The organism is Chryseobacterium tongliaonense (assembly GCF_041224435.1).
Classification (GTDB): domain Bacteria; phylum Bacteroidota; class Bacteroidia; order Flavobacteriales; family Weeksellaceae; genus Chryseobacterium; species Chryseobacterium tongliaoense.
Map to the genome: position 1 here is coordinate 278797 of NZ_JBGFFD010000003.1, position 26125 is coordinate 304921.

The 26125-nt window shown below is 36.3% G+C and carries 25 protein-coding genes and 1 pseudogene; 12 read left to right on the plus strand and 14 right to left on the minus strand.

Annotation, left to right across the window (positions count from 1 at the left end; translation table 11 throughout):
* The first annotated feature begins 36 nt into the window (after positions 1 to 36).
* Both AB8P06_RS08785 and AB8P06_RS08790 read left to right on the plus strand, forming a co-directional pair.
* A complete protein-coding gene (locus tag AB8P06_RS08785) occupies positions 37 to 2808 on the plus strand; it encodes an outer membrane beta-barrel protein (protein WP_369840571.1) in 2772 nt (923 codons plus the stop codon).
* A 128-nt stretch (positions 2809 to 2936) separates the two neighbouring features.
* The gene (locus tag AB8P06_RS08790; protein WP_369840573.1) at positions 2937 to 4796 is read left to right on the plus strand and encodes a CocE/NonD family hydrolase; all 1860 of its coding nucleotides are present in this window, start codon (positions 2937 to 2939) and stop codon (positions 4794 to 4796) included.
* A 70-nt stretch (positions 4797 to 4866) separates the two neighbouring features.
* Here AB8P06_RS08790 and AB8P06_RS08795 read toward each other — a convergent pair whose 3' ends face one another.
* From AB8P06_RS08795 to speB, 3 genes are all read right to left on the minus strand, one after another.
* Entirely contained in the window at positions 4867 to 5475 is a 609-nt protein-coding gene (locus AB8P06_RS08795; protein WP_369840970.1) for an alpha-ketoglutarate-dependent dioxygenase AlkB family protein, read from the minus strand.
* A gap of 251 nt (positions 5476 to 5726) precedes the next feature.
* Positions 5727 to 6575, minus strand: a complete 849-nt coding sequence (locus AB8P06_RS08800; RefSeq protein ID WP_369840575.1) for a bifunctional helix-turn-helix domain-containing protein/methylated-DNA--[protein]-cysteine S-methyltransferase — start codon at positions 6573 to 6575, stop codon at positions 5727 to 5729.
* A gap of 68 nt (positions 6576 to 6643) precedes the next feature.
* Positions 6644 to 7498 (minus strand): agmatinase, encoded by an 855-nt coding sequence (gene speB / locus AB8P06_RS08805; RefSeq protein ID WP_369840577.1) that lies wholly within the window; start codon positions 7496 to 7498, stop codon positions 6644 to 6646.
* A 190-nt stretch (positions 7499 to 7688) separates the two neighbouring features.
* Between speB and AB8P06_RS08810 the strand changes: the two genes are divergently transcribed.
* On the plus strand, positions 7689 to 8351 hold the full coding sequence (locus AB8P06_RS08810; protein ID WP_369840579.1) for an HAD family hydrolase: 663 nt from the start codon (positions 7689 to 7691) through the stop codon (positions 8349 to 8351).
* Positions 8352 to 8479: 128 nt separating this feature from the next.
* Here the strand turns inward: AB8P06_RS08810 and AB8P06_RS08815 are convergent, their stop codons facing one another.
* The 6 genes from AB8P06_RS08815 to cmoA form a co-directional block, all read right to left on the minus strand.
* A complete protein-coding gene (locus tag AB8P06_RS08815) occupies positions 8480 to 9874 on the minus strand; it encodes a type III PLP-dependent enzyme domain-containing protein (RefSeq protein ID WP_369840581.1) in 1395 nt (464 codons plus the stop codon).
* Positions 9875 to 9995: 121 nt separating this feature from the next.
* Positions 9996 to 10808 (minus strand): tyrosine-protein phosphatase, encoded by an 813-nt coding sequence (locus AB8P06_RS08820; protein ID WP_369840583.1) that lies wholly within the window; start codon positions 10806 to 10808, stop codon positions 9996 to 9998.
* 155 nt (positions 10809 to 10963) lie between these two features.
* Positions 10964 to 11611: a thiamine diphosphokinase gene (locus AB8P06_RS08825; protein ID WP_369840585.1), complete on the minus strand. Its 648-nt coding sequence runs from the start codon at positions 11609 to 11611 to the stop codon at positions 10964 to 10966.
* Positions 11601 to 12170 (minus strand): cob(I)yrinic acid a,c-diamide adenosyltransferase, encoded by a 570-nt coding sequence (locus AB8P06_RS08830; protein WP_369840587.1) that lies wholly within the window; start codon positions 12168 to 12170, stop codon positions 11601 to 11603. The genes AB8P06_RS08825 and AB8P06_RS08830 overlap by 11 nt, the downstream gene beginning before the upstream one ends.
* Before the next feature lie 64 nt (positions 12171 to 12234).
* Positions 12235 to 12954, minus strand: coding sequence for a methyltransferase family protein (locus AB8P06_RS08835; RefSeq protein WP_369840589.1), 720 nt, complete (start codon positions 12952 to 12954; stop codon positions 12235 to 12237).
* The gene (cmoA, locus tag AB8P06_RS08840) at positions 12951 to 13691 is read right to left on the minus strand and encodes a carboxy-S-adenosyl-L-methionine synthase CmoA (RefSeq protein WP_369840591.1); all 741 of its coding nucleotides are present in this window, start codon (positions 13689 to 13691) and stop codon (positions 12951 to 12953) included. The genes AB8P06_RS08835 and cmoA overlap by 4 nt, the downstream gene beginning before the upstream one ends.
* 313 nt (positions 13692 to 14004) lie before the next feature.
* Between cmoA and AB8P06_RS08845 the strand changes: the two genes are divergently transcribed.
* Positions 14005 to 14496: a DinB family protein gene (locus tag AB8P06_RS08845; RefSeq protein WP_369840593.1), complete on the plus strand. Its 492-nt coding sequence runs from the start codon at positions 14005 to 14007 to the stop codon at positions 14494 to 14496.
* Between the two features lie 254 nt (positions 14497 to 14750).
* On the opposite strand, the gene AB8P06_RS08850 is transcribed toward AB8P06_RS08845, so the two are convergent.
* Positions 14751 to 15704, minus strand: a complete 954-nt coding sequence (locus tag AB8P06_RS08850; RefSeq protein WP_369840595.1) for a helix-turn-helix transcriptional regulator — start codon at positions 15702 to 15704, stop codon at positions 14751 to 14753.
* A gap of 102 nt (positions 15705 to 15806) precedes the next feature.
* Between AB8P06_RS08850 and AB8P06_RS08855 the strand changes: the two genes are divergently transcribed.
* Together AB8P06_RS08855 and AB8P06_RS08860 are read left to right on the plus strand one after the other, a co-directional pair.
* Positions 15807 to 16376, plus strand: coding sequence for a Crp/Fnr family transcriptional regulator (locus AB8P06_RS08855; protein ID WP_369840598.1), 570 nt, complete (start codon positions 15807 to 15809; stop codon positions 16374 to 16376).
* Positions 16377 to 16451: 75 nt separating this feature from the next.
* A complete protein-coding gene (locus tag AB8P06_RS08860; protein WP_369840600.1) occupies positions 16452 to 16913 on the plus strand; it encodes a carboxymuconolactone decarboxylase family protein in 462 nt (153 codons plus the stop codon).
* Between the two features lie 68 nt (positions 16914 to 16981).
* Here the strand turns inward: AB8P06_RS08860 and AB8P06_RS08865 are convergent, their stop codons facing one another.
* Both AB8P06_RS08865 and lptB read right to left on the minus strand, forming a co-directional pair.
* On the minus strand, positions 16982 to 18709 hold the full coding sequence (locus AB8P06_RS08865) for an ABC transporter ATP-binding protein (protein ID WP_369840972.1): 1728 nt from the start codon (positions 18707 to 18709) through the stop codon (positions 16982 to 16984).
* Positions 18710 to 19221: 512 nt separating this feature from the next.
* Positions 19222 to 19947: pseudogene (gene lptB, locus AB8P06_RS08870) on the minus strand (LPS export ABC transporter ATP-binding protein); the annotation flags it as partial.
* Positions 19948 to 20209: 262 nt separating this feature from the next.
* On the opposite strand from lptB, the gene AB8P06_RS08875 reads away from it, so the two are divergent.
* The 3 genes from AB8P06_RS08875 (at position 20210) to AB8P06_RS08885 (ending at position 21533) form a co-directional block, all read left to right on the plus strand.
* Positions 20210 to 20503 carry a TM2 domain-containing protein gene (locus AB8P06_RS08875; RefSeq protein ID WP_369840602.1) on the plus strand — a complete coding sequence of 98 codons (294 nt, stop codon included), beginning with the start codon at positions 20210 to 20212 and terminating at the stop codon, positions 20501 to 20503.
* A gap of 73 nt (positions 20504 to 20576) precedes the next feature.
* Entirely contained in the window at positions 20577 to 21305 is a 729-nt protein-coding gene (locus AB8P06_RS08880; protein WP_369840604.1) for a hypothetical protein, read from the plus strand.
* 45 nt (positions 21306 to 21350) lie between these two features.
* On the plus strand, positions 21351 to 21533 hold the full coding sequence (locus AB8P06_RS08885) for a bacteriocin (protein ID WP_369840606.1): 183 nt from the start codon (positions 21351 to 21353) through the stop codon (positions 21531 to 21533).
* Between the two features lie 56 nt (positions 21534 to 21589).
* On the opposite strand, the gene hemB is transcribed toward AB8P06_RS08885, so the two are convergent.
* On the minus strand, positions 21590 to 22579 hold the full coding sequence (gene hemB, locus AB8P06_RS08890) for a porphobilinogen synthase (protein WP_369840608.1): 990 nt from the start codon (positions 22577 to 22579) through the stop codon (positions 21590 to 21592).
* 119 nt (positions 22580 to 22698) lie between these two features.
* Between hemB and AB8P06_RS08895 the strand changes: the two genes are divergently transcribed.
* From AB8P06_RS08895 to AB8P06_RS08905, 3 genes are all read left to right on the plus strand, one after another.
* Complete coding sequence (locus tag AB8P06_RS08895) at positions 22699 to 23049, plus strand: T9SS type A sorting domain-containing protein (RefSeq protein WP_369840610.1); 351 nt, start codon at positions 22699 to 22701, stop codon at positions 23047 to 23049.
* Between the two features lie 104 nt (positions 23050 to 23153).
* On the plus strand, positions 23154 to 24065 hold the full coding sequence (locus AB8P06_RS08900) for an ABC transporter ATP-binding protein (RefSeq protein ID WP_369840612.1): 912 nt from the start codon (positions 23154 to 23156) through the stop codon (positions 24063 to 24065).
* Between the two features lie 4 nt (positions 24066 to 24069).
* Positions 24070 to 25380: an ABC transporter permease gene (locus AB8P06_RS08905; RefSeq protein WP_369840614.1), complete on the plus strand. Its 1311-nt coding sequence runs from the start codon at positions 24070 to 24072 to the stop codon at positions 25378 to 25380.
* 75 nt (positions 25381 to 25455) lie between these two features.
* Here the strand turns inward: AB8P06_RS08905 and AB8P06_RS08910 are convergent, their stop codons facing one another.
* The gene (locus AB8P06_RS08910) at positions 25456 to 26124 is read right to left on the minus strand and encodes a porin family protein (protein WP_369840616.1); all 669 of its coding nucleotides are present in this window, start codon (positions 26122 to 26124) and stop codon (positions 25456 to 25458) included.
* Between the last annotated feature and the right edge of the window lies 1 nt (position 26125).

The window sequence follows — 26125 nt, forward strand, 5'->3', positions numbered from 1 at the left end:
GATGTTTTTTTATTTTTGCAGCTTAAAAAAAACTTAATGAAGAAAATCTTATTGCTGTGGATACTTGTATTGAATGGAATCATCCTTAATGCGCAAAAACTCAATATTGACGGAAGTGTCACCAATTTTGAAAAGAAACCGGTAGAAAATGCAACCGTTTATCTTCTGAAACAGAAGGATTCCTCTATCGTCAATTATACCGCAACCAATAAAGAAGGTAAATTTTCATTAAAGACTGATGAGCTGAAAGAGCCGGTTGTGCTTAAAATTGATGCTGAAAAGCTTATTTCCTATTCAAAGAATTATGAAAAAATAGATCAGTCATTTTCACTAGGACCAATTGAGCTTGAGAAGAATACGGTTTTCAATATTGAAGAGGTAAAGCTTACTGCTTCTCCTGTAAAAATTAAAAAAGATACCATTGAATTTAATGCATCTTCTATCAAGGTGCGTCCTGACAGCAAAATTGAAGAACTTCTGAAACAGATTCCCGGTGTTGAAATCAGTAATGAAGGAAAAATTACGGTCAACGGCAAAGAAGTAGACCAGATTATGATCAATGGAAAGCCTTTCTTCGATAAAGACGGTAAAATTGCGTTACAGAATCTGCCCGCAGATATCATCAAAAATATCCAGTTTACGACTACAAAAACCAAGGAAGAAGAACTCAACGGAAAAACAGCAAAATCGAATAATACAACGATTAATTTCAATATTGACGAAAAGAAAAACAAAGGCCTGATCTCAAGGCTTACCCTCGGCTACGGGTCAGATAAGCGTTATGAAGGCAGCGGACTTCTCAGTTATTTTAAAAATGACACCAAGATAAGCTTACTGGCTTCATCCAATAATATAAACTCCCAGGGCTTTTCCAATGATGAGGTTTTCGACAGTATGGGACACGGCAGAAATTCGTGGATGATGCAGGGCGGAAGCATTATAACATCCGGAGGAAACACCTATTATACACAAGGCGGAAATAATACCAAAGGAATACAGAAATCTACCACAATAGGATTCAATTACAGTGATAAATTGGGAAAAGATGCCGATCTGGATACGTTCAGCCTTATGCATTCCGCTAATAACCTGGAAACCCGCTCTAAAGTTTCAAGAACAACCCTGCTTCCGGATTTCACCTTAAAAACCAATTCTGAAAGCAACGGTGAAAATGAAAACAGACAATATAATTTTGACAGTTCGGCAAAAATAAAACTGGATTCTTTAACCAGCATTTATCTTTCACCTTCATTTTCCAGAACGGAAGGATTTAATTTCAATAATTCAAAATCCGCTACCTTCAGAGATAATGCTCTTCTTAATGAAAGTGATTCCTACATAAGAAACGACTCTGAAAGCAACAGCTTCAATCCCAATGTTTATTTCTCTAAAAAATTCAGAAAAAAGGGTCGCGTTGCTTATGCCAATATGAACAGCTCAATTTCCGAGTCTAAAAATAATAATCTGAATAAGTCCCAAACGGTATTTTATCAGAGTACAGATCCGAACGATAACAGAAACCAGCTGGCTAAAAATAAAACCCAACAAAGCAATTTCCGTTTCAGTACCGGGTATTCCGAACCTATTTCTGATTCTGCAAGCGTAAGCCTGAATATGAATTATAATTCAAAATTCTCGAAAGATATAAGAGATGTCAATGATTTTGATGACAATACAGGACAGTATACCAATTACAACACGGTATTATCCAACAGGATGGATCAGAAAATCAATGAGATTTCTCCTGAATTATCTTTTGAAGTCAATAAAAAGAAAATCAATATGTGGGGTTCTGTTGAATTGAATATTTCAGATATGAAGGTAAATTCGGTGTTTGATGGCAAGCAGTATGATCTTCAGAAGAATTTTGCGCTTCCTAATTATAATTTGAGCATCCAGTATGAGTTTTCACAAAATAAAAGACTGAGCTTATATCAGTATGCAGACTACACTATTCCGACAGCTACGCAACTCACTCCTTATACGGATCTTTCCAACCCGCTGATCGCTTACCAGGGAAATCCGAACCTTAAAAATACCTGGACCAACAGGACTTATCTTTATTTCAACAATTTCAATATGGTTAAGAACATCACTTACTATATGAACCTTGGTTTCACTTATGGAAATAATGATATTACCAATTACTCTTATTATGACGAATCCGGAAAGCAATTGGTGACCTATGCCAATGTAAACGGGAATAAAAACCTTAATTTCGGCGGGGCATTCAGCAAAACATTCAAATGGAAAGAAAATAAATTTACGATCAATCCAAGGTTTAATATGAATTATGGGTTTAATAAAGGGTTTATCAACGGACAGCAGTTTACCAGCAATTCTTACAGCATCAATCCTGGATTGAACCTTACCTATGAAGTGAAAGAAAAATTCACAATAAAACCATCCTACAATATCGGCTACAATTTTTCCAACTTCACCAATTACAGTGTTGAAAAGGTACAAACGACCAATCAGGCATTGAAGTTGGAAGTGACTAATTATCTTTTTAAAAGTAACCTTGTTTTCGGAAATGATTTTGAATACAATACCAGCTCCAATATTGCACCCGGTTTCAAAAAGGATTTCTACTTCTGGAATACGAGTCTGGGATATGCTTTCTTCAAAAAACAGCTGACTGCAAAAGTAAAAGTATATGACGTCCTGAACCAGAACCAAAGTGTAAGAAGAACGATTATGACCTCTTATTTCGAAGACCGCGAAGACCTGATCCTGAAACGTTACATCATGTTTTCCCTGACAATGAAACTGAATAAGTTTGCCGGCAAGAAAATGCAGACTAAATAAAATTAACTCAATAAAACATAATGGCTGGAAGAAATTCCGGCCTTTTATTTTTTGTAAAGAAAGGATAATTCGCCCTACTAAATAGAATACAACTGTTTTTATTTTTAAATTAGCTGCAAATTTTATTTATGAAAATCTATATTTCAATTTTATTTATTTTCTTTTTCAGTCTTGGAAAGTCTCAGAATGCGCCTCAAAAAGACAGTTTTGTGAAAGATAACTTTACAAAAAAAGAATTTTATATCCCGATGCGGGACGGAGTGAAGCTTTTCACCTCTGTTTACATTCCGAAAGATATTTCAAATAAGAGCAAATATCCGTTCCTGATGCAGAGAACGTGCTACAGTGTTGCTCCCTATGGTGAGAACGAATACAGAAACAAACTGGGCCCGAACCAGTACCTGATGAAAGACAAATATATTTTCGTATACCAGGATGTGCGTGGAAGATACATGAGCGAAGGCACTTTCACCAACATGACGCCACAGGTGGAACGCAAAACAAAAAAAGACGTGGATGAGAGTACGGATACTTATGATACCATAGAATGGCTTTTAAAAAACGTTAAAGATAACAATGGTAAAGTAGGCCAATATGGAACTTCATATCCCGGATTTTATACGGCAGTGGGAATCTTAGCAGATCACCCCGCTCTGGTAGCTTCATCTCCGCAGGCTCCGATTTCGGATTTCTGGAATGATGATTTCCTTCATAACGGGAAATTTATGCTGGGCTATTTCAGAACATTCCCGGTATTCGGAGTTCAGAAAATAAAGGCTGAAAAAGAAGGCTGGTACATGGACACTTTTATAAAACCTACTTCTGAAGACGGACTGAAATTCTACAGGGATCTCGGAACACTAAAGGAAGCTTATGATAAATATTATACAAACAACTTCTTTATGACCGAAATAATGAATCATCCCAACTATGATGAATTCTGGCAGAAAAGAAGTCTTCTACCTCACCTGAAAAATGTGAAACATGCAGTAATGACCGTAGGTGGCTGGTACGATGCAGAAGATTTATCAGGTCCTTTAAATATTTACAAAACCATCGAAAAAAGCAGCCCGAAAGCTAAAAACACAATTGTAATGGGGCCTTTTTCTCATGGTGGCTGGGGTCAGGAGCAAGGAAAACATTTTCATAATGACATTTATTTCGGAGACAGCATTGCCACCTATTATCAGAAGAATATAGAAACTAAATTTTTCAATCATTATTTAAAAGGAAATACAAAAGAAGATGCAGTCCTTCCGGAAGCTCTGATGTATGACACCGGAGCTAAAGAATGGAAAGAGTTTGCCACTTATCCTCCGAAAAATGCTCAGAAAATCAATTTCTATCTGACAAACGGAACTTTAAAAAATACAGCAGGACAAGGCACTTCAGAATATTACAGTGATCCGAATAATCCGGTCCTCAGCTCTACAAGCTTAAAAGATTTCAATGGATTCACACCTAGAAATTATATGTCCGAAGATCAAAGGTTTGCAGAAGGAAGACCCGATGTGCTTACTTTCACGACAGATGTTTTAACGGATGACATTACATTTGCAGGAGAAATCATGGCCAAGCTGAATATCGCTTCTACATCCACCGATGCTGACTTTGCGGTAAAACTGATTGATATTTATCCTGAAGATTTTAAACCTGCAGAAAAGAAGGAAGGTGTTATTTATCCCAATTATCATCAAATGGTAAGAAGCGAGATCATGCCGGCAAGATTCAGAAATTCAAGAGAAAAGCCTGAAGCTTTGGTTCCGAACCAGAAAACGGCGGTAAATTTCAGACTGCAGGATGTATTGCATACCTTTAAAAAAGGACACAAAATCCAGATACAGATCAGCAGTACATGGTTCCCCCTCTTCTCGGTAAATCCGCAGAAATTTATGGATAACCCGAATATGGCAACCAAAGCAGACTATACGAAAGCCTTTATCAAAATTTATGACGACAGTGCTATAGAAGCTGAAATCCTAAAATAAACAAAAAGCTGTATCACATTCCTGATACAGCTTTTTTTATAGTGTAATGGTGACTTCCTCAAAGCCACCTCTATTCTTCAATTGTTCTAAACGTAAGATTCACTCTCGGTGTTTTCACTTTTGTTGTGGGTGGAAGCCTGTGCATCCAGTGATCCTGTGTGGTCCCTTTCATGACCAGCAAGCTTCCGTTTTCGAGAAAAATCTCAACCTTTTCTTTGGTCGATTTATGTTTAAATAAAAACTTCCGTTCGGCTCCAAAAGTCAGGGAAGCAATCGCTCCGTGTTTTTTCAGGTCTTTTTCACCGTCACTGTGATAGGCCATGCCCTCGCTTCCGTCATGGTATAAATTCAGCAGACAGGAATTATAGGTTTCTCCCGAAACTTCTTCACATTTCCGTTTTAATTCCAGTAATTCGGGTGTCCAGGGTTTTGCATATTTCGTTCTGTTGGAATAGGTATATTCAAATGCCTTTTCTCCAAACCAGGCTACTTTTCTTTTCGTTAAAATCAGCTTTCCGAAAATAACGGCTTCATCATTTTCCCATGGCATCTGATTAAGCAGGTAATCATAGTAAAAATCTGATTTTTCTTTTGAAAAAACCTTTCCGTAATAATGCACGGTTCCGTCATTGGGCAGGATGTTGACCGGAAAATCTGATATTTCTTCAAATAAGTTCATCATTTTTAATCTACATTTTAAATATTTTTGAACACAAATTACACCAATGCTTTTCACAAATTATACAAATACTTATGGATCTGTAAAGTGCATAAGATTTATGATTTTGAAACCACAAAAGTTTTGGCTAAAGCCAATTGACATTTTCTTATTTATAAAACGGGCTAAAGCCCGTTCCTATCGAATGGAATGTATCGATAAAACTTAATCTTCTTAATCTCTTAAACCCATCTTAATGGTTTAATATAATATTATTTTTCAGAATAAATATGAGAGCTTTCCCAACCGATAATCAATTGTTTTCTTTCGCTTCCCCACTTGTAGCCTCCCATATTTCCTGAAGACTGGATCACCCGGTGGCAAGGGATGAGAAAAGCTACTGGATTACTTCCGATAGCTGTTCCCACGGCTCTGGAAGCTTTAGAATTCCCTATTTTTCCCGCTAAATTCCCGTAAGTGGATAGTTTCCCCATCGGAATTGTAAGCAGACTTTCCCAGACTTTAAGCTGGAAATCGGTTCCTTTAAGGTGTAGTTTTATGGTACTGAGCTGGCTCCAGTCTTTATTAAAGATAGACAGGGCATTGTGTTGGAACTCGTCCTGTTTTTCAAAAAAAGAAGCATTAGGAAACTGAGTTTTCAAATTTCCCAATGCTGTTTCTTTATCGTGTTCAAAAGCCATATAGCAGATTCCTTTTTCTGTGGAAGCTGTGATAACGTTCCCAAAAGGGCTTCTGGAAAAACTGTAGTTGATGACAAGGCTTTTTCCTCCGTTTTTATATTCTCCAGGAGACATTCCTTCTATTTTTACGAACAGGTCATGTAATCTGCTTGTACTGGAAAGTCCTGTTTCATAAGCTGCATCAAATAAGCTTGCTTTTTCTTCTTTTAATAAATTCTTAGCATGTTCAAGGCTGATGAACTGTAAAAATTTTTTCGGACTCGTTCCCGCCCAATCTGTAAAGATCTTCTGAAAATGAGCCGGACTCAGGTGAATTTTCTCAGCAACTTCCTCCAAACTCGGTTGAAGTTTGAAATTGCCCCGGATATATTCTATCGCCCGGGCAATTCTGTCGTAATCTATTTGATTTTGTGTGGACATTTCATTTTATTTTACCTCACAAATTTCCAAAGAAAATTCTTCTGAAAAAATCCGTTTCTTGCGGAATTTTAATCCTGGCTGATATGATAATACGCAAGCATTTTGTAATATAGTTTGGCAGCAAGGAATGCTGAAGGTTTTGCCATCGGAGAATCCATTAATTCCACAATATCAAAAGCGACCACATTACATTTCTCAAATACTCTTCTCAATAATTCCAATGTAGGATACCATTGTAGCCCACCCGGCTCGGGAGTTCCCGTAGACGGTGCAATGGAAGGGTCAAAAGCATCAAGGTCAATAGTGATATACACGTTTCCTGAAACTTTTTCCAGTACATCATTCACCCAGTTTTCGTTATTTGCAATTTCGTGGGCAAAAAACACTCTTCCTTCCGGTAAATATTCAGCTTCTTCAATATCCATAGAACGGATTCCCACCTGAACTAAATTGTGCTTCTGATTGGCTTCAAAAACCGCACAGGCATGATTGGATGTAGAACCGTGGAATTCAGGACGTAAATCTGTGTGGGCATCCAGCTGAAGAACCGTAAGATTCTCATATTTCTCACCGATTGCACGGATCGAACCGATAGAAACAGAGTGCTCACCACCAAAAAGGGTAAATAATTTGCCATCATTCTGTAAAAGCTCTTTTGTCTTCTGATAAACCGCTTCGGTCATTGCTTCAGGACTTGAATTTTCAGAAATCTCGCCTGCCAGATAAACTCCTTCCAGATAAGGTTCAGTTCCTGTTTCTATATCATAAAGCTCCATATTTTCAGAAGCATCCAGGAATAATTCAGGGCCTTTGTCAGCTCCTTTTCCCCATGTTGAGGTTCCGTCATAAGGTACGGTTACCAACATTACTTTTGAATTTTCCAGTGATGCATTTTCTTCAGGAATTCCTGCGTATGTTTTCATATATAATTTATAATTAAAAAATTTAAATGATTGAAAGATTTTAAATATTGACACAAAGATACGAAGAAGTTGGAAGCTGGAAGAATGGATACCGGAAGTTTTACATAGCATGTAAACCATAAGCTTACTTTAAATTCTGCACTTCAGACTTCCATCCGAATTTCACTACCTTTGCAAAAAAAATTCAAATATGTCCTTAAAAGCTGTGCTTTTCGATATGGATGGGGTGATTGTAGATACAGAACCATTGCACAGAAAAGCTTATTTTAAAACGTTTAATGAACTGGAAATTGAAGTTTCTGAAAATTTATATACTTCTTTCACCGGTGCTTCCACGAAAAGGGTTTGTGAAACACTGATTAAAGAATTTAATCTTAGCCATACTCACGAAGACATTGCCGGCATTAAACGAAATTATTTCAAAGATTATTTTTATAATGATGAAGATTTTGATTTAATCCCGGGAGTAAAAAAACTGATTGAGCACTATCATGAAAATGGGATAAAACTGATTTTAGCCTCATCTGCAACAATGACTACCATTAATATGGTTTTTGAAAAGTTCGGGCTTGCAAAATATTTCAGTGGGAAAATCAGCGGTGCGGATTTGAAAGAATCAAAACCTCATCCCGAAGTTTTTCTTTTAGCTGCAGAAATGGCAGGTGAACCTGTTGAAAACTGCATGGTCATTGAAGATTCTACCAATGGAATCCTGGCAGCGCACAGAGCCAATATTTTCTGTGCCGCCTATAAAAGCGAGCATTCAAAAAATCAGGATTATACTTTAGCCAATATTGTCGCTTCAGATTATTCTGAGCTTGAATTAGATAAAATTTCAAATTATTTTGAATAAAAAACAGCCATTAAATTGATGGCTGTTTTTTATTTTATGCTTTCTCAGTGGAAGATCAGCTTCATATTCTTAACCACTTAATTTAATCTTAATGGTTAAGCTGAAGGTTGTTTCGTTCTTCGCAATGACTATTTGTAACCTAAAAGTTTCAAAATATCTTCCGGCTCCTGCTTTTCACGGAAAATCTCATATTGGAACTCCCCGTTTTCATCTTTCTGGATCAGGATGTGTCTCGGCTGAGGCATCAGACAGTGATGTACTCCACCATAACCGCCGATTGTTTCCTGATACGCCCCCGTATGGAAGAAACCGATATATAAAGGTTTTGTATCACTGAAAACCGGCAGATAAATGGCATTGGTATGCTGTTCAGAATTGTAATAATCATCCGAGTCACAAGTCAGTCCCCCCAGGAAAACCCTTTCATAGGTATCTTCCCAACGGTTTAGCGGAAGCATGATGAAGTGTCTTGAGATCGCCCATGTATCAGGAAGCGTTGTCATGAAAGATGAATCGATCATGTTCCACTTTTCTCTGTCGTTCTGACGTTTCTGGGAAATAATCTTGTAAAGGTTTGCCCCGCTTTCTCCAACGGTGAAACTTCCGAATTCAGTATAAATGTTGGGCTCTTCCACTCCTTCTTCTTCACAGAATTTTTTGATCTGGGAAACAATTTCTTCTACCATATACTGGTAATCGTAATCGAAATTTAAAGAAGTTTTGATAGGAAAACCACCACCAATGTTCAATGAATCTACCTCCGGAGCAATTTTTTTCAAACGCGCATATACACGAAGACATTTGTATAATTCGTTCCAGTAGTATGCAGTATCTTTAATCCCCGTGTTGATGAAGAAGTGAAGCATTTTCAGTCTTGCATTCGGATGCTCGGCAATTTTCTGGCTGTAGTACGGGATAATATCTTTATATCCGATTCCTAATCTTGAGGTATAGAATTCGAACTTAGGCTCTTCTTCAGAAGCGATCCTGATTCCGATATCAAAAGTGGTATCAATACTTTCGGTAAGCTTATCTAATTCACGGTAATTATCCAGGATCGGAGTGATGTTTTCAAAACCGCTGTTGATCATATCTGAAATCTTTGCCAGATAATCGTCTGTTTTGAATCCGTTACAGATCACCTCAATATTTTTATCCACCTTCCCTTTTTTGTAAAGAGATTTTACGATATCCATATCATAAGCGGAAGAAGTTTCAATTGAAATATCGTTTTTCAAAGCTTCTTCAATAACGAAGTTAAAATGACTGGATTTTGTACAGTAGCAGTACCTGTAATTTTTCTTATATTCGATTTTCTCAAAAGCTTCCTTGAACCAGCTTTTTGCTTTTTGAATATTTTGAGAAATCTTCGGGAGGTAACTTACCTTTAAAGGGGTTCCAAACTTTTCAACAACTTCCATTAAAGGAATATCGTGAAACAACAAATTGTTCTCAGAAACATTAAATTCTTCGGTAGGAAAATATAATGTCTGATCAATAAGTTCCGAGTATTTTATTTTCATTTTTTAACAAGTGAATTAAGAATGCAAAATTGCTAAAAAAGTTTGATTTCTGGATGTTAAAATTATTATAATTTTCTATTAAAATATAAGGTCATTTGTTACAAAAACTTCAACAAAATGATCAATAGGTAAACTTCTGAATATATTGTTCTCTTTTATTTTCAGAAATTCCCAAAACCTGTTGGATGTAGACTTCTGCTGAACCGTATTTTTTATCGATTTCATTAAAAGCTGCATCCAGATAACGGCTTTCTGTCCAGCTTAGTTTTTCCAAAACCTTCAGATCCATTTCAGGATATAAGAAATGTAGTCTACCTGCTAAACGAAGTCTTTTCTGAACCAGATCCTTTCTAAAATTATTAGACAAAAGGTATTCATTATAAATAGTGGCCTTATCAAATTTCAAAATGGTCAGAATTAAAGCGGTAATAATTCCTGTCCTGTCTTTTCCTGCCGTACAGTGATAAAGGACCGGGTGATCCGATTCCAGAATATCCGTGATAATTTTCTTAATAATCTCAGGGTTTTCCGTTACATAGTCCCTGTAAAAATCCAGCATCCTTTTATCAGCATCGGAAGCCTGTACTTTTCCCTTCAGAACCAACTTTTTTGCCTGATCAAGCTGGTCGCCCTCATCATCAAAAGCAGAATAGTTTTTATAAATTATCTGCTCCGGAAGACAGTCGGGCTTTTGGGAAATTTCTTTTGAATTTCTAAGGTCAATAATTTCTTTAACTCCCAATTGGTCCAGTTTTTTAAAAGATCTTCTTTTAAGCTGATGAAGGTGTCCGCTTCTGTAAAACATGCTTTCTCTTAAAGTTTTCCCTTCCGAATTTCTGATATTTCCCAATGTCCGGAAATTGTTTACTTTTTTAATTTCAATCTGTTTTTCATTTTCATTTTTTCCATATTCAGGAGGTGAAAATGACTGCACTTTGCATGAAAAAACACAAAATGTTATTAAAAAAAAGAATAATATTCTAAATAGTTTTCTCAACTATAAAAGTTTTAAAAGATTATAAATTCCCCTCTTCTGGAGGGGTGGCAAATCGCAGATTTTGACGGGGTGGTTAATTTTAAAGCTCTTTATCATTTAAGACCAGGATAATCCCTTTCATTTCTGCCTACGAAAAAAAGCAGATCTCCGGATCCGTACTCAATGGAGACTTCATCATCTATCGCAAAATTTCTTGTGCCTATTCTTGAAGTAATACTTAAGCTTCCGTTTGTCAGAGGCCAGTTAAGTCCTTTTGTCGTCAGGTTTTCTACTGTTGGAAACGGATATAATGAAATCATTTTATTTTTTGCACCTTTTAAAACAAAGTTTTTCGGGACAAAATAATATTCTGAAAATGCATCATAAAATTTGATATTCATTTGATCTTTAAATGAATAGGCAACGGTAAGATTTCCTAAGAAATGATCCTGCTCTCCTCCGCTTGCTCCTAAAACATCGACAGTATGAAAGCCTTTTTCGATAATAATTTCAAGGGCTTTATGAAAATCTGTTTTATCCTGATCCAGTGTAAGAATGAATTTTTCATGATAAACATCTTCATCCGATCCGGAATGCGAATCGAAGTCTCCGGAAATAAAATCGAGCTTGTCTAAGGGGAAACCCAGTCTTTTCAGGTAATGAAAAGCTCCGTCTGTACAGGCTATTAAACCGTAATTTTCCAGACCGGGAAAAGATTCAGGGGCATCACCATTAATGAAAAGTAATGCTTTATCTTTCATTCGGATTCCAGTATTCTTCCGGCTCGTTGTTTAATTTTGAAATATATCTGGCCAGAACAAAAAGATAATCTGAAAGCCTGTTGAGGTATTTAATAAGTTCAGGACGTACTTCCTCTGCTTCATTTAAGAAAACCAGAGAACGTTCAGCCCTTCTGCAAATCGTTCTTGCAGCATGTAAAAATGTAGCCGGTTTTCCGCCACCGGGAAGAATGAAATACTGAAGCGGCTCTAATTTATCTTCAAAAGCATCCATCCATTGTTCCAACTCTTCAATTTCTTTTTCAGAAATAATTAAGGGTAAGCGTGACTTTCCATTGGCCAACATTAATTTATCGACCGGTGTGGCAGCTTCCGAACCTACCGTAAACAGATCAAACTGAATTTTTTTAAGCTGGGCTAAAACTTCAGCATCTTCGATATGGCTTTTTGCAATTCCTATGAATGAATTGAGCTCGTCTATATTTCCATAGCTGTCTACTCTTGCACTGGCTTTAGAAACTCTGGTTCCGCCGTACAAAGCAGTTTGCCCTTTATCTCCTGTTTTAGTATAAATTTTCATACTACTAAAATACTTTTTTAAGCCAAGCAGACAAAGTATTTTGAGAATTTTTTACGATAACAGCTCAGGCAATCCACCTTCCGGATTTCTTCATATATCTTACTAAGAAATAGTATCCGGCAAACATCAGCACAAAAAATACGGCCAGGATATTCCTGAAATTATCATCATTGTTTGTAAGCTGCGGATATTTAAATAAAAGAATCAGCACGATACCGCAAAGCCAGATAAACTGCGTATTATATTCTTTGATCAGCCATCTTTTCCATTTAAACTCCATTTTAGAGAAAGTATCATTTAAGCCTGAAATATTGGGAATCCATCGATGAACTTTCTTGGTATACCTGTCAAAATCTGATCCGAACTTATTTTTTAAAAAGTTTTCTTCAGCGAGAACAATACACTGGTAAATCAATAAAAATAATGGCATTACGATAAATGTATACAGCAGTGAATTGGCCAAAATCCCAACTCCTAAAAGCATTAAAATATTTCCTACATATAAAGGATTTCTTACGTGGCTGAAGATGCCTTCCGTAACCAGTCCGTCTGCATATACTTTTTTATCTTTTCCACCCCGGACGATATAGGCAAGACCAATGGTTCCACCTCTGACCAACTGCCCTGAAACGGTAATTATCAGCCCCAGAATAATAGCGATCCAATGATAACCTGAACCGAATTTTTCTCCAAATAACGGCGGTGATGGAATAAATAATAACAAATACAGGACAATAAATAAAAAATTTCTGTACCTGAAAAAAAAGTTACCAATCTGTATCATAATTTTTTTGCAATAATGCCTGTGAAATTATACCATCTGAAAAACACTTCAACTTCACCGAATCCGGCCTCCTGCAACATATTGATATTTTCGCTGGTTTTGTAAGGAATCAGAACGTTTTCCAAGGCTTCTCTTTTCTGCGAAATTTCTAATTCACTGTAATTGTTTCTGCGCTTGAAATCATAATAGTGGCCTATATATTCTCTGTTGAACGATTTTTCTTCGGTTAAAATTTTTTCGATCAGAATAAACACACCGTTCTTTACCATTCCTTTATAAATCTTTTTCATGATTTCCAGCCGGTTGATCGGCCTGATAAATTGTAGTACGAGAACCATCGCAACAACGGAAGCATTCTCTACAGGGACTTTTTTGGTAAGATCGGCAACGAGAAGCTCAATATCCCGGTTCAGTATAAAATTGCCAAGCTTTTCCCTGCATTTGATAATCATTTCTTCCGAATCGTCAATTCCCACAAACTTTATTCCTTCCCGGACGGTTTTATCCATTAAAAGCATTGTCGTTCCCGTAGAGCAACCTAAATCATATACATTGGTACCGGTTTGGGCATAATTTCCAGCCAGTTCACTGGTCATTCTTTGAATCTCATCATAGAAAGGAACGGAACGACTTACCATATCATCAAAAACTCCTGCAACTTTGGTATTGAACTCAAAGTCTGAAAGATTTTCAAGCTTTTCTCTGAAAACCTCATCTGAATTAATAATTTCTGTCATAAGATTTATTTTTCAAAATTATCGAACCCTATTTGAATTGAGTATTAATTTTGCCCTTCTTCCTGTTTAATATTTTTCAATATTATTATCCTTTTCGGCCAAACTCAATACCCACAGTGTTTTTCACCTGCTATATATTAATTTAAACGAATAGAATTCCATTATATTTCCAGAACAATATGAAATTTATCTTAATTATTTATGAACAAAAGATTTTTTATTTTTTTTTAAATCATAAAAACACTACTGACAAACTGTTGTCATAACCCCATCTTATCTTTGTATCAACAATAACAAACTAAACAAAAATATTATGACAACTACAGCAACAGCCACAAAACAATTCATCACATCCGAACAATTATTAGAGCACTGGCAAGGCCACAGAAACCTGACAAGAAGAGTGATTGACGCATTTCCTGAAAAAGAATTATTTGAGTTTTCAATAGCGGGAATGAGACCGTTTGCAAAACTGGCAGTAGAACTGATCAGCATTGGCGGACCTGCTTTAAAAGGAATCGTTGACAAAAATGCAGAAGCTTATAACGAAGAAGGTTTTGCCCCAAAAACCAAAGAGGATATCCTGAAAAAATGGGATGAAGAAACGGAAGTGATCAATTATTATTTCAGCCAGATTTCTGAAGAACGTTTCCAGGAGACTTTCAATTTATTCGGACAGTACGAATTTCCGGTATACCAGAATATTCTTTATTTCGTAGATAATGAAATCCACCATAGAGGCCAGGGATATGTTTATCTGAGAGCTTTAGGCATTGAACCCCCTTTTTTTTGGGAGAGATTTTAGCCCCGTTAATGCCTTTATTAAGGTTAAAAATGTTGATCCAATTCAGACAAAAAGGTAAAACAGTGAAATCGCAAAAAGGATTATCCAAAATATCCACCAATTAAATTTAGACAAAAATCATTTTGCTGTTTCCTTTTTTGTCTTTTTTTAAATAAACCATCTTTTATTTAAATTATAAATCTCAAAGAAGCCGTTTCATAATCGTGAAGCGGCTTTTTATGTTTTCATCTATGAAAGAATCAAAAATTTTCCGATTATCCTATTTTTTTTGAGATATTATGAATGATCATATTGAGCTTTACTTTCAAAGATTCGGGTTCTAAGATTTCCGCATAATCTGCAAAAGTGATCAGCCAGCGCGGAAAGCCTTCTTCGATCCATTCTGTTTCAAAGATCATTTCAACACCTTTATCTGTTTCAGTTTCTTCGATAAACCCATAATATTTTTTGGAATTAACAATATGTCCCATTATCTTTTTTTCAACCAAAAGCCTGACTTTCGTTTTCTCGCCATTTGAATTTCTCCTGTAATCATTGATCGGTCCGTATTCCTGTGAAAAAGGAGTCAGGGTTTTATTTATCTGAAGGATCCTGTCGACCCTGAATTGCCGGAAATCTTTTCTCAACGTACAAAAAGCCATAATGTACCAGTAATTGAACTCAAAAAAAACTCCTACCGCCTCAATAGTCCTGTTGGAAACTTCTGAATGAACCGTTTTATATTCTATGGTGAGCTGGGTCTTCTCGGCAATACTTTCAAGAATCATCGGGATGACATTCTTAATGGAATTGGTAGATACCGCGTGATAATTGAAAACATCAATCTGCTTTTCAATATTCTGAATCAGGTCTTTATCAGAGTACTTCAATACCGAACGTACTTTTTCCATCGCCGTCTGGTAATGGCTTCCAAGGCTCTGATGTGAAAATTTCTGCATCAGTTTCTCAGCAGTAATAAAGCTTAAAACTTCTTCTTTGGTGAACATTACCGGCGGAAGCTTATAGCCATCCATCAGGGAATAACCGCTTCCCGCTTCTCCCACAATAGGAATTCCGGCGTTCTCAAGAGTTTTTACATCCCGGTAAATGGTACGAATGCTTACCTCAAATTTTTCAGCAAGATCCTGTGCCCTTACTAAGGGTTTAGACTGCAATTGAGTGAGGATAGCTGTTACCCTGTCGAGTTTTTTAAGGTAGTGATCATTCATTTCAGGCTGATAAATCTACGTGCTTTGTAAGAAAACTTAAATATAGTAAAAATCACAATTTTCATTATCTTTAAATATTTAAGAATCCACGTACTATTGATTATGTATTATACTCATTTCATTCAGACCATTGAAAAAATTTCAAAGCCCGAACAGGTTGTAATTGATGAACTGGTTTCAAATTTAGAACTAAAAAATTACAGAAAAGGCGATTTCCTGTTAAAATCTGATGAAACCTGTAAATATTTTTATTTCCTTGAAAAAGGCCTGGTTAAACTTTTCTTTGACAACGGAGATAAAGATTTCATTATGACTTTCTTTGCGGAACATTCTTTTTTCACAGAACTGAGCGGATTTTTAACCGGAAATCCGTCAAAGTATATGATCGTTGCACTGGAACCTGTTGAGGTTTTACGCATCCATAAAGAGGTAGTTGAAACTTTATGTAAAAAACACCATTCTGCAGAAACACTTTTCAGTAAATTATATTCAAAAGCTCCTGTCAATATGATGGGAAGGATAAGTGAAATGCTGGAAGACGATGGTAAAAAGCGGTATAACAATTTTTTGAAACAGAGGCCACAGCTTATTCAGCGCATCAGTCTTGGTGACCTGGCCGATTATATCGGAATTACCCAGGTATCTTTAAGCAGAATCCGGGCCCAAAAATAGTTTTTTATCATTTGTAAAAAAATTACAGAAAATTGCCCCATACATTTGTCACATATTAATCAAAAACAAATTATTATGTCACAAAGAATCAACGCATTCGCAATGGGAAACAAAGCTGTAAATGCACTTCACACCATGGGACACCATGTAGAACATTCATCAATCGACAATTCTTTTTTAGAACTTCTTTATTTCAGGGTTTCACAGATCAACGGCTGTGCTTTCTGCCTGGATATGCATTCAAAACAATTAAGATCAAAAGGCGAGACTGAACAGAGAATCTATCTGGTAAGCGCATGGAGAGAATGTACATTTTATTCCGAAAGAGAAAAAGCCGGGTTATTATGGGCCGAGACCCTCACCGCTTTAAACGGGAAAGAAGTTTCCGACGAAATCTATTCGGAAGTAAGTCAATATTTTTCCGAAACCGAAATGGTAGATCTTACCATGGCTGTTATTGCCATCAACAGCTACAACAGGGTAAATATTGCTTTCGGAGCTGAGGTCGGAACTTATCAGGTACCTGAAAAGAATTAATTTCAAAAAAAACAAAAAAATAAGCTCAACAGTATTTCTGTTGAGCTTATTCATGTCTATTTATAGAGCTAATTTTCCCTGAATGTATTTACCAGCTTATCAAGATTAAGGCTTCTTGCCGATGCATCAAAAATCTCGCGGTAGGTTCCGTTTATCTGTACCAGTTCGTCATGGGTTCCGCTTTCCACTACTCTTCCCTTTTTCATCACATAGATCTTATCTGAATCCAAAATCTGGGATAGTGAATGGGAAATAATAATTACGGTTCTTCCCGCCTTTATTGCATCCAGAGAATTTTTGATCTGCTCTGTAGCAATTGCATCCAGACTTGTAGTCGGTTCATCAAGGAAAATAATGGGTGGGTCTTTTAAAAACAGCCTCGCGATGGCAATTCTTTGTTGCTGGCCTCCGGAAAGCTGAGTCGCATCGTGCTGGTATTTTTCCGGCAGATCTAAAATCTGATCATGGAGATAAGCTTTTTTCGCTGCTTCCTGAATCTGATCGAAAGATGCATTCATATCGCCATACCGGATATTATCTTCAATACTTCCCTGGAAAATGTGATTTCTTTGAAGCACCAATCCGATGTCATCTCTCAGAAAAGTGTTTTCAAAATTATTGAGGTCTATGCCATCCAATAGAATTTCTCCCGAATCAGGAAGGTAAAATTTACATAAAAGATTAATGACCGTCGATTTTCCGGCACCGCTTAAACCTACTAAGGCAGTTGTTTTTCCGTTTTCAATTTTCATCGAAACATCATGTAAAGCCTTTGTCCCGTTAGGATAAGTAAAATCTACATTTTTTAATTCAAAAGTTCCTTTGATTTCTTTTTCCACAAAAGTTCCGTTCTGCTCTTTTTCATCATCTGCATTTAAAATTTCAAAATAGCCTTCTGCATAAATCATGGCATCATTCATATCATCATAAATCCGGTGAAGCTGACGGATCGGAGCCGAAACATTATTGAAAAGCATAATATGAAGCATAATTGCCCCAATGGTCATCTGCTGGTCAAGAACGAGATAAACCGTCAGAAGAATAATTAGCACCACCCCGAACTGCTCTATAAAAGTTTTTAAACCGTCGTAAATAAAATTGGTTTTCCTTGTGAACATCTGGCTTTCCATTAATTCCATCTGCAGGTCATACTGTTTTTTACCTTCAAATTTTTCACGGACAAAACTCTTGATCACCATGATAGAATTGATGAGATTTAATAATCCCGAAGTCTTTCTTTCTCTCTGATTTCTTAGCTGACGGCGGACTCCACCCAGCTTCTTAGCCTGTAGAGCACTGATATAGAAATAAATGGGAACAATAATTGTAGAAACCAAACCTACATACACATTCTGCATATACATGATAATCAAGGCAATAACGGCATTGGAGAACAACGGCAGCATATCTATGAAAAAATTCTGAACCAGTCTTGTTAAACTTTCAATTCCTCTGTCGATTCTGATCTGTAGTTTTCCCGACTCATGGTTTTCATCGTTGAAATAAGCAACCCTGTAGGTCAATATTTTATCAATTGCTGATTGGGCAAGCACAGAGCTTACATTGATCCTGATTTTCTCGCCGTAAAATTTCTGTCCGAAATTGATGAAAATATTCAGCAATTCCTTTCCTAATAAAATAATGGAGATTACAATCAGAATATGAATACCTTCAGACATCGGATGCGGAAGATGGGTCAGCTTGGTGACTTCATCCACTGTATATTTTAAAACAAGCGGATTGACCTGTGCTGCAAGAGCGCCTAAAAATGTAAGGAATAAAGTTCCATAAATCATCAGTCGATAAGGCTTGATAAATGGAATGAGCTGTTTATAAATTCCGAATAAGGTTATAGTTCTGTTAAAAGGTTTTGCCATGGAAATTATTTAACTAAAAACGGACCGTTTCTGAGAGAAAAGGTACGTTTTATTATATTTTTCAGCAAATTATTTACTCAAAATTAATAATGAGTTTATCCTTCAAACACATATGTTGTAAGATAATGCAGCTCCGGTCTGCTTGCTTTTTTAGATTCTTCTTCGGCCTGTTCCAGAGGATATTGTGATGTAATTTCTTTTTTCTGGAAAACAAAAGAATTATTCGCATTCTTATCCACTACGTCATTAAAAATATGCTCAATTTCCGAGTTGGCCAAAGAAGCAAAACTGATATCTTCGAAACCATGCATCAGCCTCAAGTCATCAAACTGAGCAAAATTATCATTCACAAAACCCTGAAGCTGAGATTTTGAATCAAAATTTCCGGCCCAGATATTATAGGCATATTTTTTCTTTTTCGGCTTATCTAAAATACTCTGATAAACGAAGTTCTCTCCAAGGTAGGCTTCCCTTACCTGCGGATCATTCGCAAGATCTTCCGGAAGCCCTTCTTTCAGGATTCTTCCTTCAAACATAATATACGTTTTATTGGTAATTGCGAGAGTCTGTTGAACGTTGTGGTCGGTAATCAAAATCCCGATGTTTTTATCTACAAGGCTTCTTACAATTTTCTGGATATCTTCAACGGCAATCGGGTCTACTCCTGCAAAAGGCTCATCCAGAAGTATGAAATTCGGACTGGTCGCGAGACATCTTGCAATTTCCGTTCGGCGTCTTTCTCCTCCTGAAAGCAGGTCACCCCTGTTTTTACGAACGTGTTGAAGTGAAAACTCTTCGATCAGTTCATCACATTTGATATGCTGCTCACGTTTTGAAAGATTGGTAAGCTGTAAAACACCCATGATATTATCTTCTACTGAAAGCTTTCTGAAAACGGAAGCTTCCTGAGCCAGATACCCGATTCCTTTTTGAGCCCTGCGGTACATCGCATCGGTGGTAATTTCCTGCTTATCGAGAAAGATTTTCCCGGAAGTCGGCTTAACCAACCCTACAATCATATAGAACGAAGTGGTTTTTCCGGCCCCGTTCGGGCCAAGCAAACCAACAATTTCTCCTTGCTGAACCTGTACAGAAACGCCTTTTACAACTTTTTTAGGACCGTATTCTTTGATTAAGTTTTCTCCTCGTAAAATCATGAGAGCAAAGATAAAGTTTTTTTGAATTCAATTTTTATATTAGGAAACGGATGCTGCAGTTTTATGATATTTTAAGGTAAATGTAAAACAGGATTATTTTAAACAAAATATTCATCCTTTGCTTATTAAGACATTTTTAAAATTAGCTATTGCAATCGGACAAAAATATATCAATTTCAATATTTATGTTATTAATATGTAACGTTTTAATCTAAACATACTACTTATTGAATACTATTTACCTCATCATAAAATTATAAAAATGGAAAATTACGGTTATACAAAAACAGAAAATGACACCAATCAACAGGCCAACGTTCCTTATCGCTCTGAAAAGAAAATCCCGGCAGCATTATTGGGAATTCTTGTAGGATGGCTGGCCTTAAATAAATTTTATCTCGGCTATACAAAAGAAGGAATTATACAGCTTGTCCTGAATGTTGTGACATTAGGAGCAGCATCTATTATACCTTTTATTGAAGGGATTCTGTATTTATTTATGAGTGACAAGCAGTTTGATGACACGTACGTTTACGGCAAGAAAGGCTGGCTGTAAAATCTCTGAAAAACTTCCTGGATTTTATTTTATTTCCATATTTTTATACCACCAATAACAAATAAAAATTAATATGGAAAATAATAGAGAATTAACGGATCTCCTCGCTTTAGACCTGGGGATTAATATTGTTGACAGAAGACCTTATGCCAAGGAAGTTTTCAAATGGCAGGATATGGATCTTCTTCCTCATTCATCCGCAGACACCTTACTCTGTGAAATTTTTGAATGGAATGGAAGAAACTGGCGGACAACAGGAAATAACCTGATCGGATTTTTATTTTCTGACGGAAGCCTGGAAACCGTTAAAAACCAATTGATCAATGTTCCTAAACATCCGGCTTTAATCCCTGATTTTGAATTTACAAAAGAAAGTATGATCGAGTACGGTCTTTCGCTTCCTTCGTTATTCAATATCGGAGTCAACGGAAATATCAAAAATGCCAAAGATTTTTCGGTAAGGGTAAACGGGGTTACCAAATCCAGAATTACCAACATTGATGCTCCCGGCATTGAAATTTTAAGGAATTATTCTTCTTTTACACAGAATAAATCAAAGACATACAGAAAGAACATTAAATTCAATTACCTGAGTACTTCGCTGTTTTATGCTGAAAGTGTGGAAATTTATCTCGAAAAAGATTCAGGAGTAGGATTAGATGTAAGCTTTCAGACTCAGGATGTTGAGGTTGAGGCCAAGCTTGATACCGATACAAAAAAACATTTCGTTTTAAAATATTCCGGAAATCAGGCTCCTTTTGCTGCTAAATTTACAAAGGGAAAAGATTTCAATATTATGTGATAAATTTTTATTAATTTAGATTTCTAACCAAATTAAAATTTTATCATGAAAAAATTAACAAAAAAAGATTTGATGAAAATTAATGGTGGAAATATCCGCCCACCGGATGCAAACGGAAACTGTCTACCGGGATGGTATTTATGCCCTTCCAATATCTGCGTATATGATAAAGGCGGAGAAGAACCTATAGTTCCTGGAACTCCTCATTATAATGCATGCTTCGGATAATCTAAAAAAACAAAACACCTCAGATTGAGGTGTTTTTCATTTATAATTCAGTTTGATTATTTATTTAAAATCATGGCTGCTTCTTTTGCAAAATAAGTAAAAATCATATCCGCTCCGGCTCTTTTAAAACAGGTTAAGCTTTCAATGACGGTCTTATCATTATCCAGCCATCCGTTCTGAGCTGCCGCTTTCACCATAGCATATTCTCCGCTTACATTATAAACCGCAATCGGCAGGTCTATCGCTTCACGTATCTTGGAAACAATATCCAGGTAAGGAAGCCCCGGTTTGATCATGATGATATCTGCGCCTTCATCAATATCTTTAAATACTTCGTTTAATGCTTCGCGAGAATTATGAAAATCCATCTGATATGTTTTTTTATCCTTAGGAATTTCCATATTATCTTTCGGGGCACTGTCTAAGGCACTTCTGAAAGGTCCGTAAAAAGAGCTTGCATATTTTGCAGAATAGCTCAGGATTCCTACATCTGTAAAACCGGTTTCTTCTAATGCTTCACGGATCGCAAGCACTCTCCCGTCCATCATATCACTCGGTGCCACAATATCAGCACCGGCTTCGGCATGGGAAACAGACATTCTGGCCAATGCATCATTTGTAACATCATTTACAATTTTACCGTTTTCGATGATTCCGTCATGGCCGTAAATTGAATACGGATCTAAAGCCACATCCGGCATGATAATCATTTCAGGAATAGCATCTTTAATCGCTTTGATGGTCTTCTGCATCAATCCGTCTTTGTTCCATGCTTCTTTTCCAGTATTGTCCTTCAGATGTTCTGACACTTTCATGTACAGGTTGACAGATTTTACTCCCAAAGAAAATAATTCTTTACATTCTTTCACCGTTAAATCTATACTCCTTCTAAAAATTCCCGGCATCGACGGGATTGGTTCCTGCTTGTTTTCCCCCTCCATTACGAAGATCGGCATTACAAAATCATTAGTCGTAAGAATATTTTCTCTTACCAGACTTCTGATAGATTCATTAACTCTAAGCCTTCTATTTCTTGAATGTATCATTTTGGAATACTTTTTGAATAAGTTTATGCAAATTTACTACAAGTTCTATAAAAAACTATTGCAGGTGATTATAGAATTATTTATTTTTGTTGTTAAATACATAGACAAAATATAGTTTGATGAAAAAACTTTTACTTTTAATTTTATTTTTAGGCACTTTTGTTGGGTTTTCCAACAATTTTAAAGCTCAACTGAGGGAGCCTGGTTCCATCTTGCAGAAATCCGATGATGGTGTGCTTGTTGCCTATCCAAATCCTGCAAAGGATTTCCTTATCGTAAAGGCAAAGGATTCTTCATTAAGAATCAAAAGTGTGACTTTTTATTCTATCCTGGGAACACAGGTTGCTAATTATACGGTGAATATGAATTCAGGGGAAATTAATATTGAAAAATTAAAACCCGGTAAATATCTGATCCGTTATCTGTTAAGCGACAATACACAAAAAGTAACCCAGATAGTAAAACAATAAATTAAATCCTGATAAACATCAGGATTTTTTCTTTTAGTTTAATTCTGTTTTAATTATTCCGTAACTTTCGGGAGATTTTTGTACTAATATAGAAAAACAGATTAATGTTAAAAGCTGAACATATTACTAAAACCTACAATGCCGGAAAAAAGACCGCTTTGGATGATTTTAGCATACACGTTCCTAAGGGAAGTATTTATGGCCTTCTGGGGCCAAACGGAGCGGGTAAAACCTCATTTATCCGTATCATCAATCAAATTGCCCAGGCTGATTCCGGAGATGTATTCATCAATGGAGAAAAGCTTAATCCCAATCATATTAAAGATATCGGATACATGCCTGAGGAAAGAGGTTTGTACAAAAACATGAGTGTCGGTGACCAGATCCTTTATTTCGGCGAACTGAAAGGGATGAGTAAAAACGATGCTTTGAACGAAGCAAAAAAATGGTTTGAAAAGCTTAATATCGACCAGTGGTGGAAGAAAAAACTTTCAGAGCTTTCGAAAGGGATGGCTCAGAAGATACAGTTTGTGGTAACGGTACTTCACAGACCAAATCTTCTGATTCTCGATGAGCCTTTTTCCGGGTTTGACCCAGTGAATGCCAACCTTATCAAGGACCAGATCATTGATCTTAAAAACAACGGCACTACCATTATTCTTTCTACCCACAGAATGGAAAGTGTGGAAGAAATGTGTGATTATGTTGCTTTAATCAATAATTCTAAAAAAATCATAGACGGAAGGGTTTTCGACGTAAGAGAGAAATTCAAGAAAAATATTTTCGGGATCACGGTTTCAGAAGTAAATCAGTCAAATTTTGAAACTTTTAAAAACAAATATGGCATCTTCAACTTCGCAAATGAAAATAATCTGATTTCTTTTGATTTAAAAAATGAGAGTGATCAAAACAATATTCTTTTAGATCTTGTACACATCGGGAAAGTACGTTCTTTTGAAGAGAAAATCCCGAGTATGAACGAAGTGTTTATTAATGCAGTCAGCAATCATTCTTAATTTTATGAATAATATTTTTTTAATTACAAAAAGGGAATTTCTTACGCAGGTTAAGAAAAAATCCTTCATCATATTGACTTTACTTGCTCCTATTATGATCATTGTTTTCGGGGCGGTTATCGGTTTAATGTTTAAGGCAAACGAATCCCACAATATCATTGAAGTAGTTGACAAGAGCGGATTGTTTAAAGGCCAGTTAAAATCAAGTGATCAGCTGAATTACGTTTTTATTCCTGCTGCCAGTGAAAAAGCGAAGATCAATAATTTAAAGGGTGATGAATCTTTAGACGGGATTCTTGTCTTACCTGAGATCATTAATCATGATTATGAGAATTTTGAAAAAAACACGACTTTAATTATTAATTCTAAAATAGGTTTTGACACGAAGCAAAGAATCATTTCTGACATCAACAATGTGATTAAGAAAGAAAAAATCAAGCAGCTCGGTATTGTAGAATCCCAACTGGATAATCTTGATAAAAGCTTTACCCTTAAAACCATTAATGTTTCGGAAAACAATAAAGAAGATTCTGATCTTACCTTCGGTGTAAAAACCGGGCTGAGCATGATTCTGATGTATGTAACCTTCATGTTCATTATCATTTATGGAGTAAGGGTGATGAGAAGCGTTCTTGAGGAAAAAAACAACCGTGTTGTAGAGATTATCATTTCTTCTGTAAAACCTTTTGAACTGATGATGGGGAAAATTTTAGGCGTAACGATGGTTGCCTTGACCCAGTTTATCATATGGATTGCCATGTCTGTAGCAGGAGCTTTAGTTTTAAATACCGGCTTTTCATCTTTGCAAAAGAATATTCCCGGGGGAAGTGAAGGACTGGCCGGTAAAATGGATGTTGCCCAGATCGCTACCCAGGTCTCTCATAGTTTACTCGAACTTAATTTTCCGTTGATTATTTTTGTATTCATCATATTTTTCTTACTCGGATATATCTTTTACAGCTCTATTTATGCTGCCATCGGTTCTGCTGTAGACAATGAAACGGAAACGCAGCAATTTACGTTATTTGCCATATTACCGTTAACTTTAGGAATGTACGCAAGTTTTTCTTTAATGAATAATCCTGACGGGCCTTTAGGATTCTGGTTATCTATCATTCCTTTCACATCACCTGTTGCCATGATTGCAAGAATTCCTTTTGGTGTTCCTGCATGGCAGATCGCTTTATCAATCGGGGTATTACTGGGAACTACCATTTTTATGATCTTTTTAGCCGGAAAAATCTACCGCGTAGGTATTTTAATGTATGGTAATAAAGCAACCTTAAAAGAGCTTTGGAAGTGGATCAGAAGTTAGAATCCAATTCTAAATAATATAAAAAAATCCCGGGAAGTCAATCCCGGGATTTTTTATGTTGTGAATGAAATATTTTTATTTAAAGATATAGCTCAAACCTAAGCTGATCACCTGTTCCGATTTGTTTTTATCGGTACCTGACGGTTCTTTTGCAAGGCCAGGGTATGTATCCGATAATCCGAAATCATATTTCAGGGCAATCTCCAATTGTCTTTTATAACTATATCCAAGCCCCAAACCTATTCCAAAGTTGAAGCTTTTTGCTTTTCCACTTACCTGAGGGTTTTTAGGATCTGTGACATCAGGGTCATAATAAGGTCTTGTGGTAGGAGCGTTTTTAACATTCTGATTTAATAAAAAATTAAATCTTGGTCCTGCCATTCCAAAGAATTCAGATTCTGCTTCTGAAAAAAATGCTTTGAAATATAAAGGCACACTCAGATAGTTATTTGCATATACAGCATCGTAACCGTCTCTGCCTTTAGCATCCTTATCTTTTCCTGTTTCACCTGCTCCGTAGTATAATACTTCAGGCTGAATATAAAACTGATTTGCTTTTCCTACGGGAATAAGTGCTAAAACTCCTGCCTGCACTGAGAATCTCGGTCCGGAAGGATTATGGGCATTCCTCACTCTCGAGTAGTTTCCTCCTGCCGTTACTCCAAATCTTGTTGTTTTAAAATCAATCTGGGCAAACGATAGTGTGGAAACAGCCAAAGCTGAGGTTAATAAAAATTTTTTCATA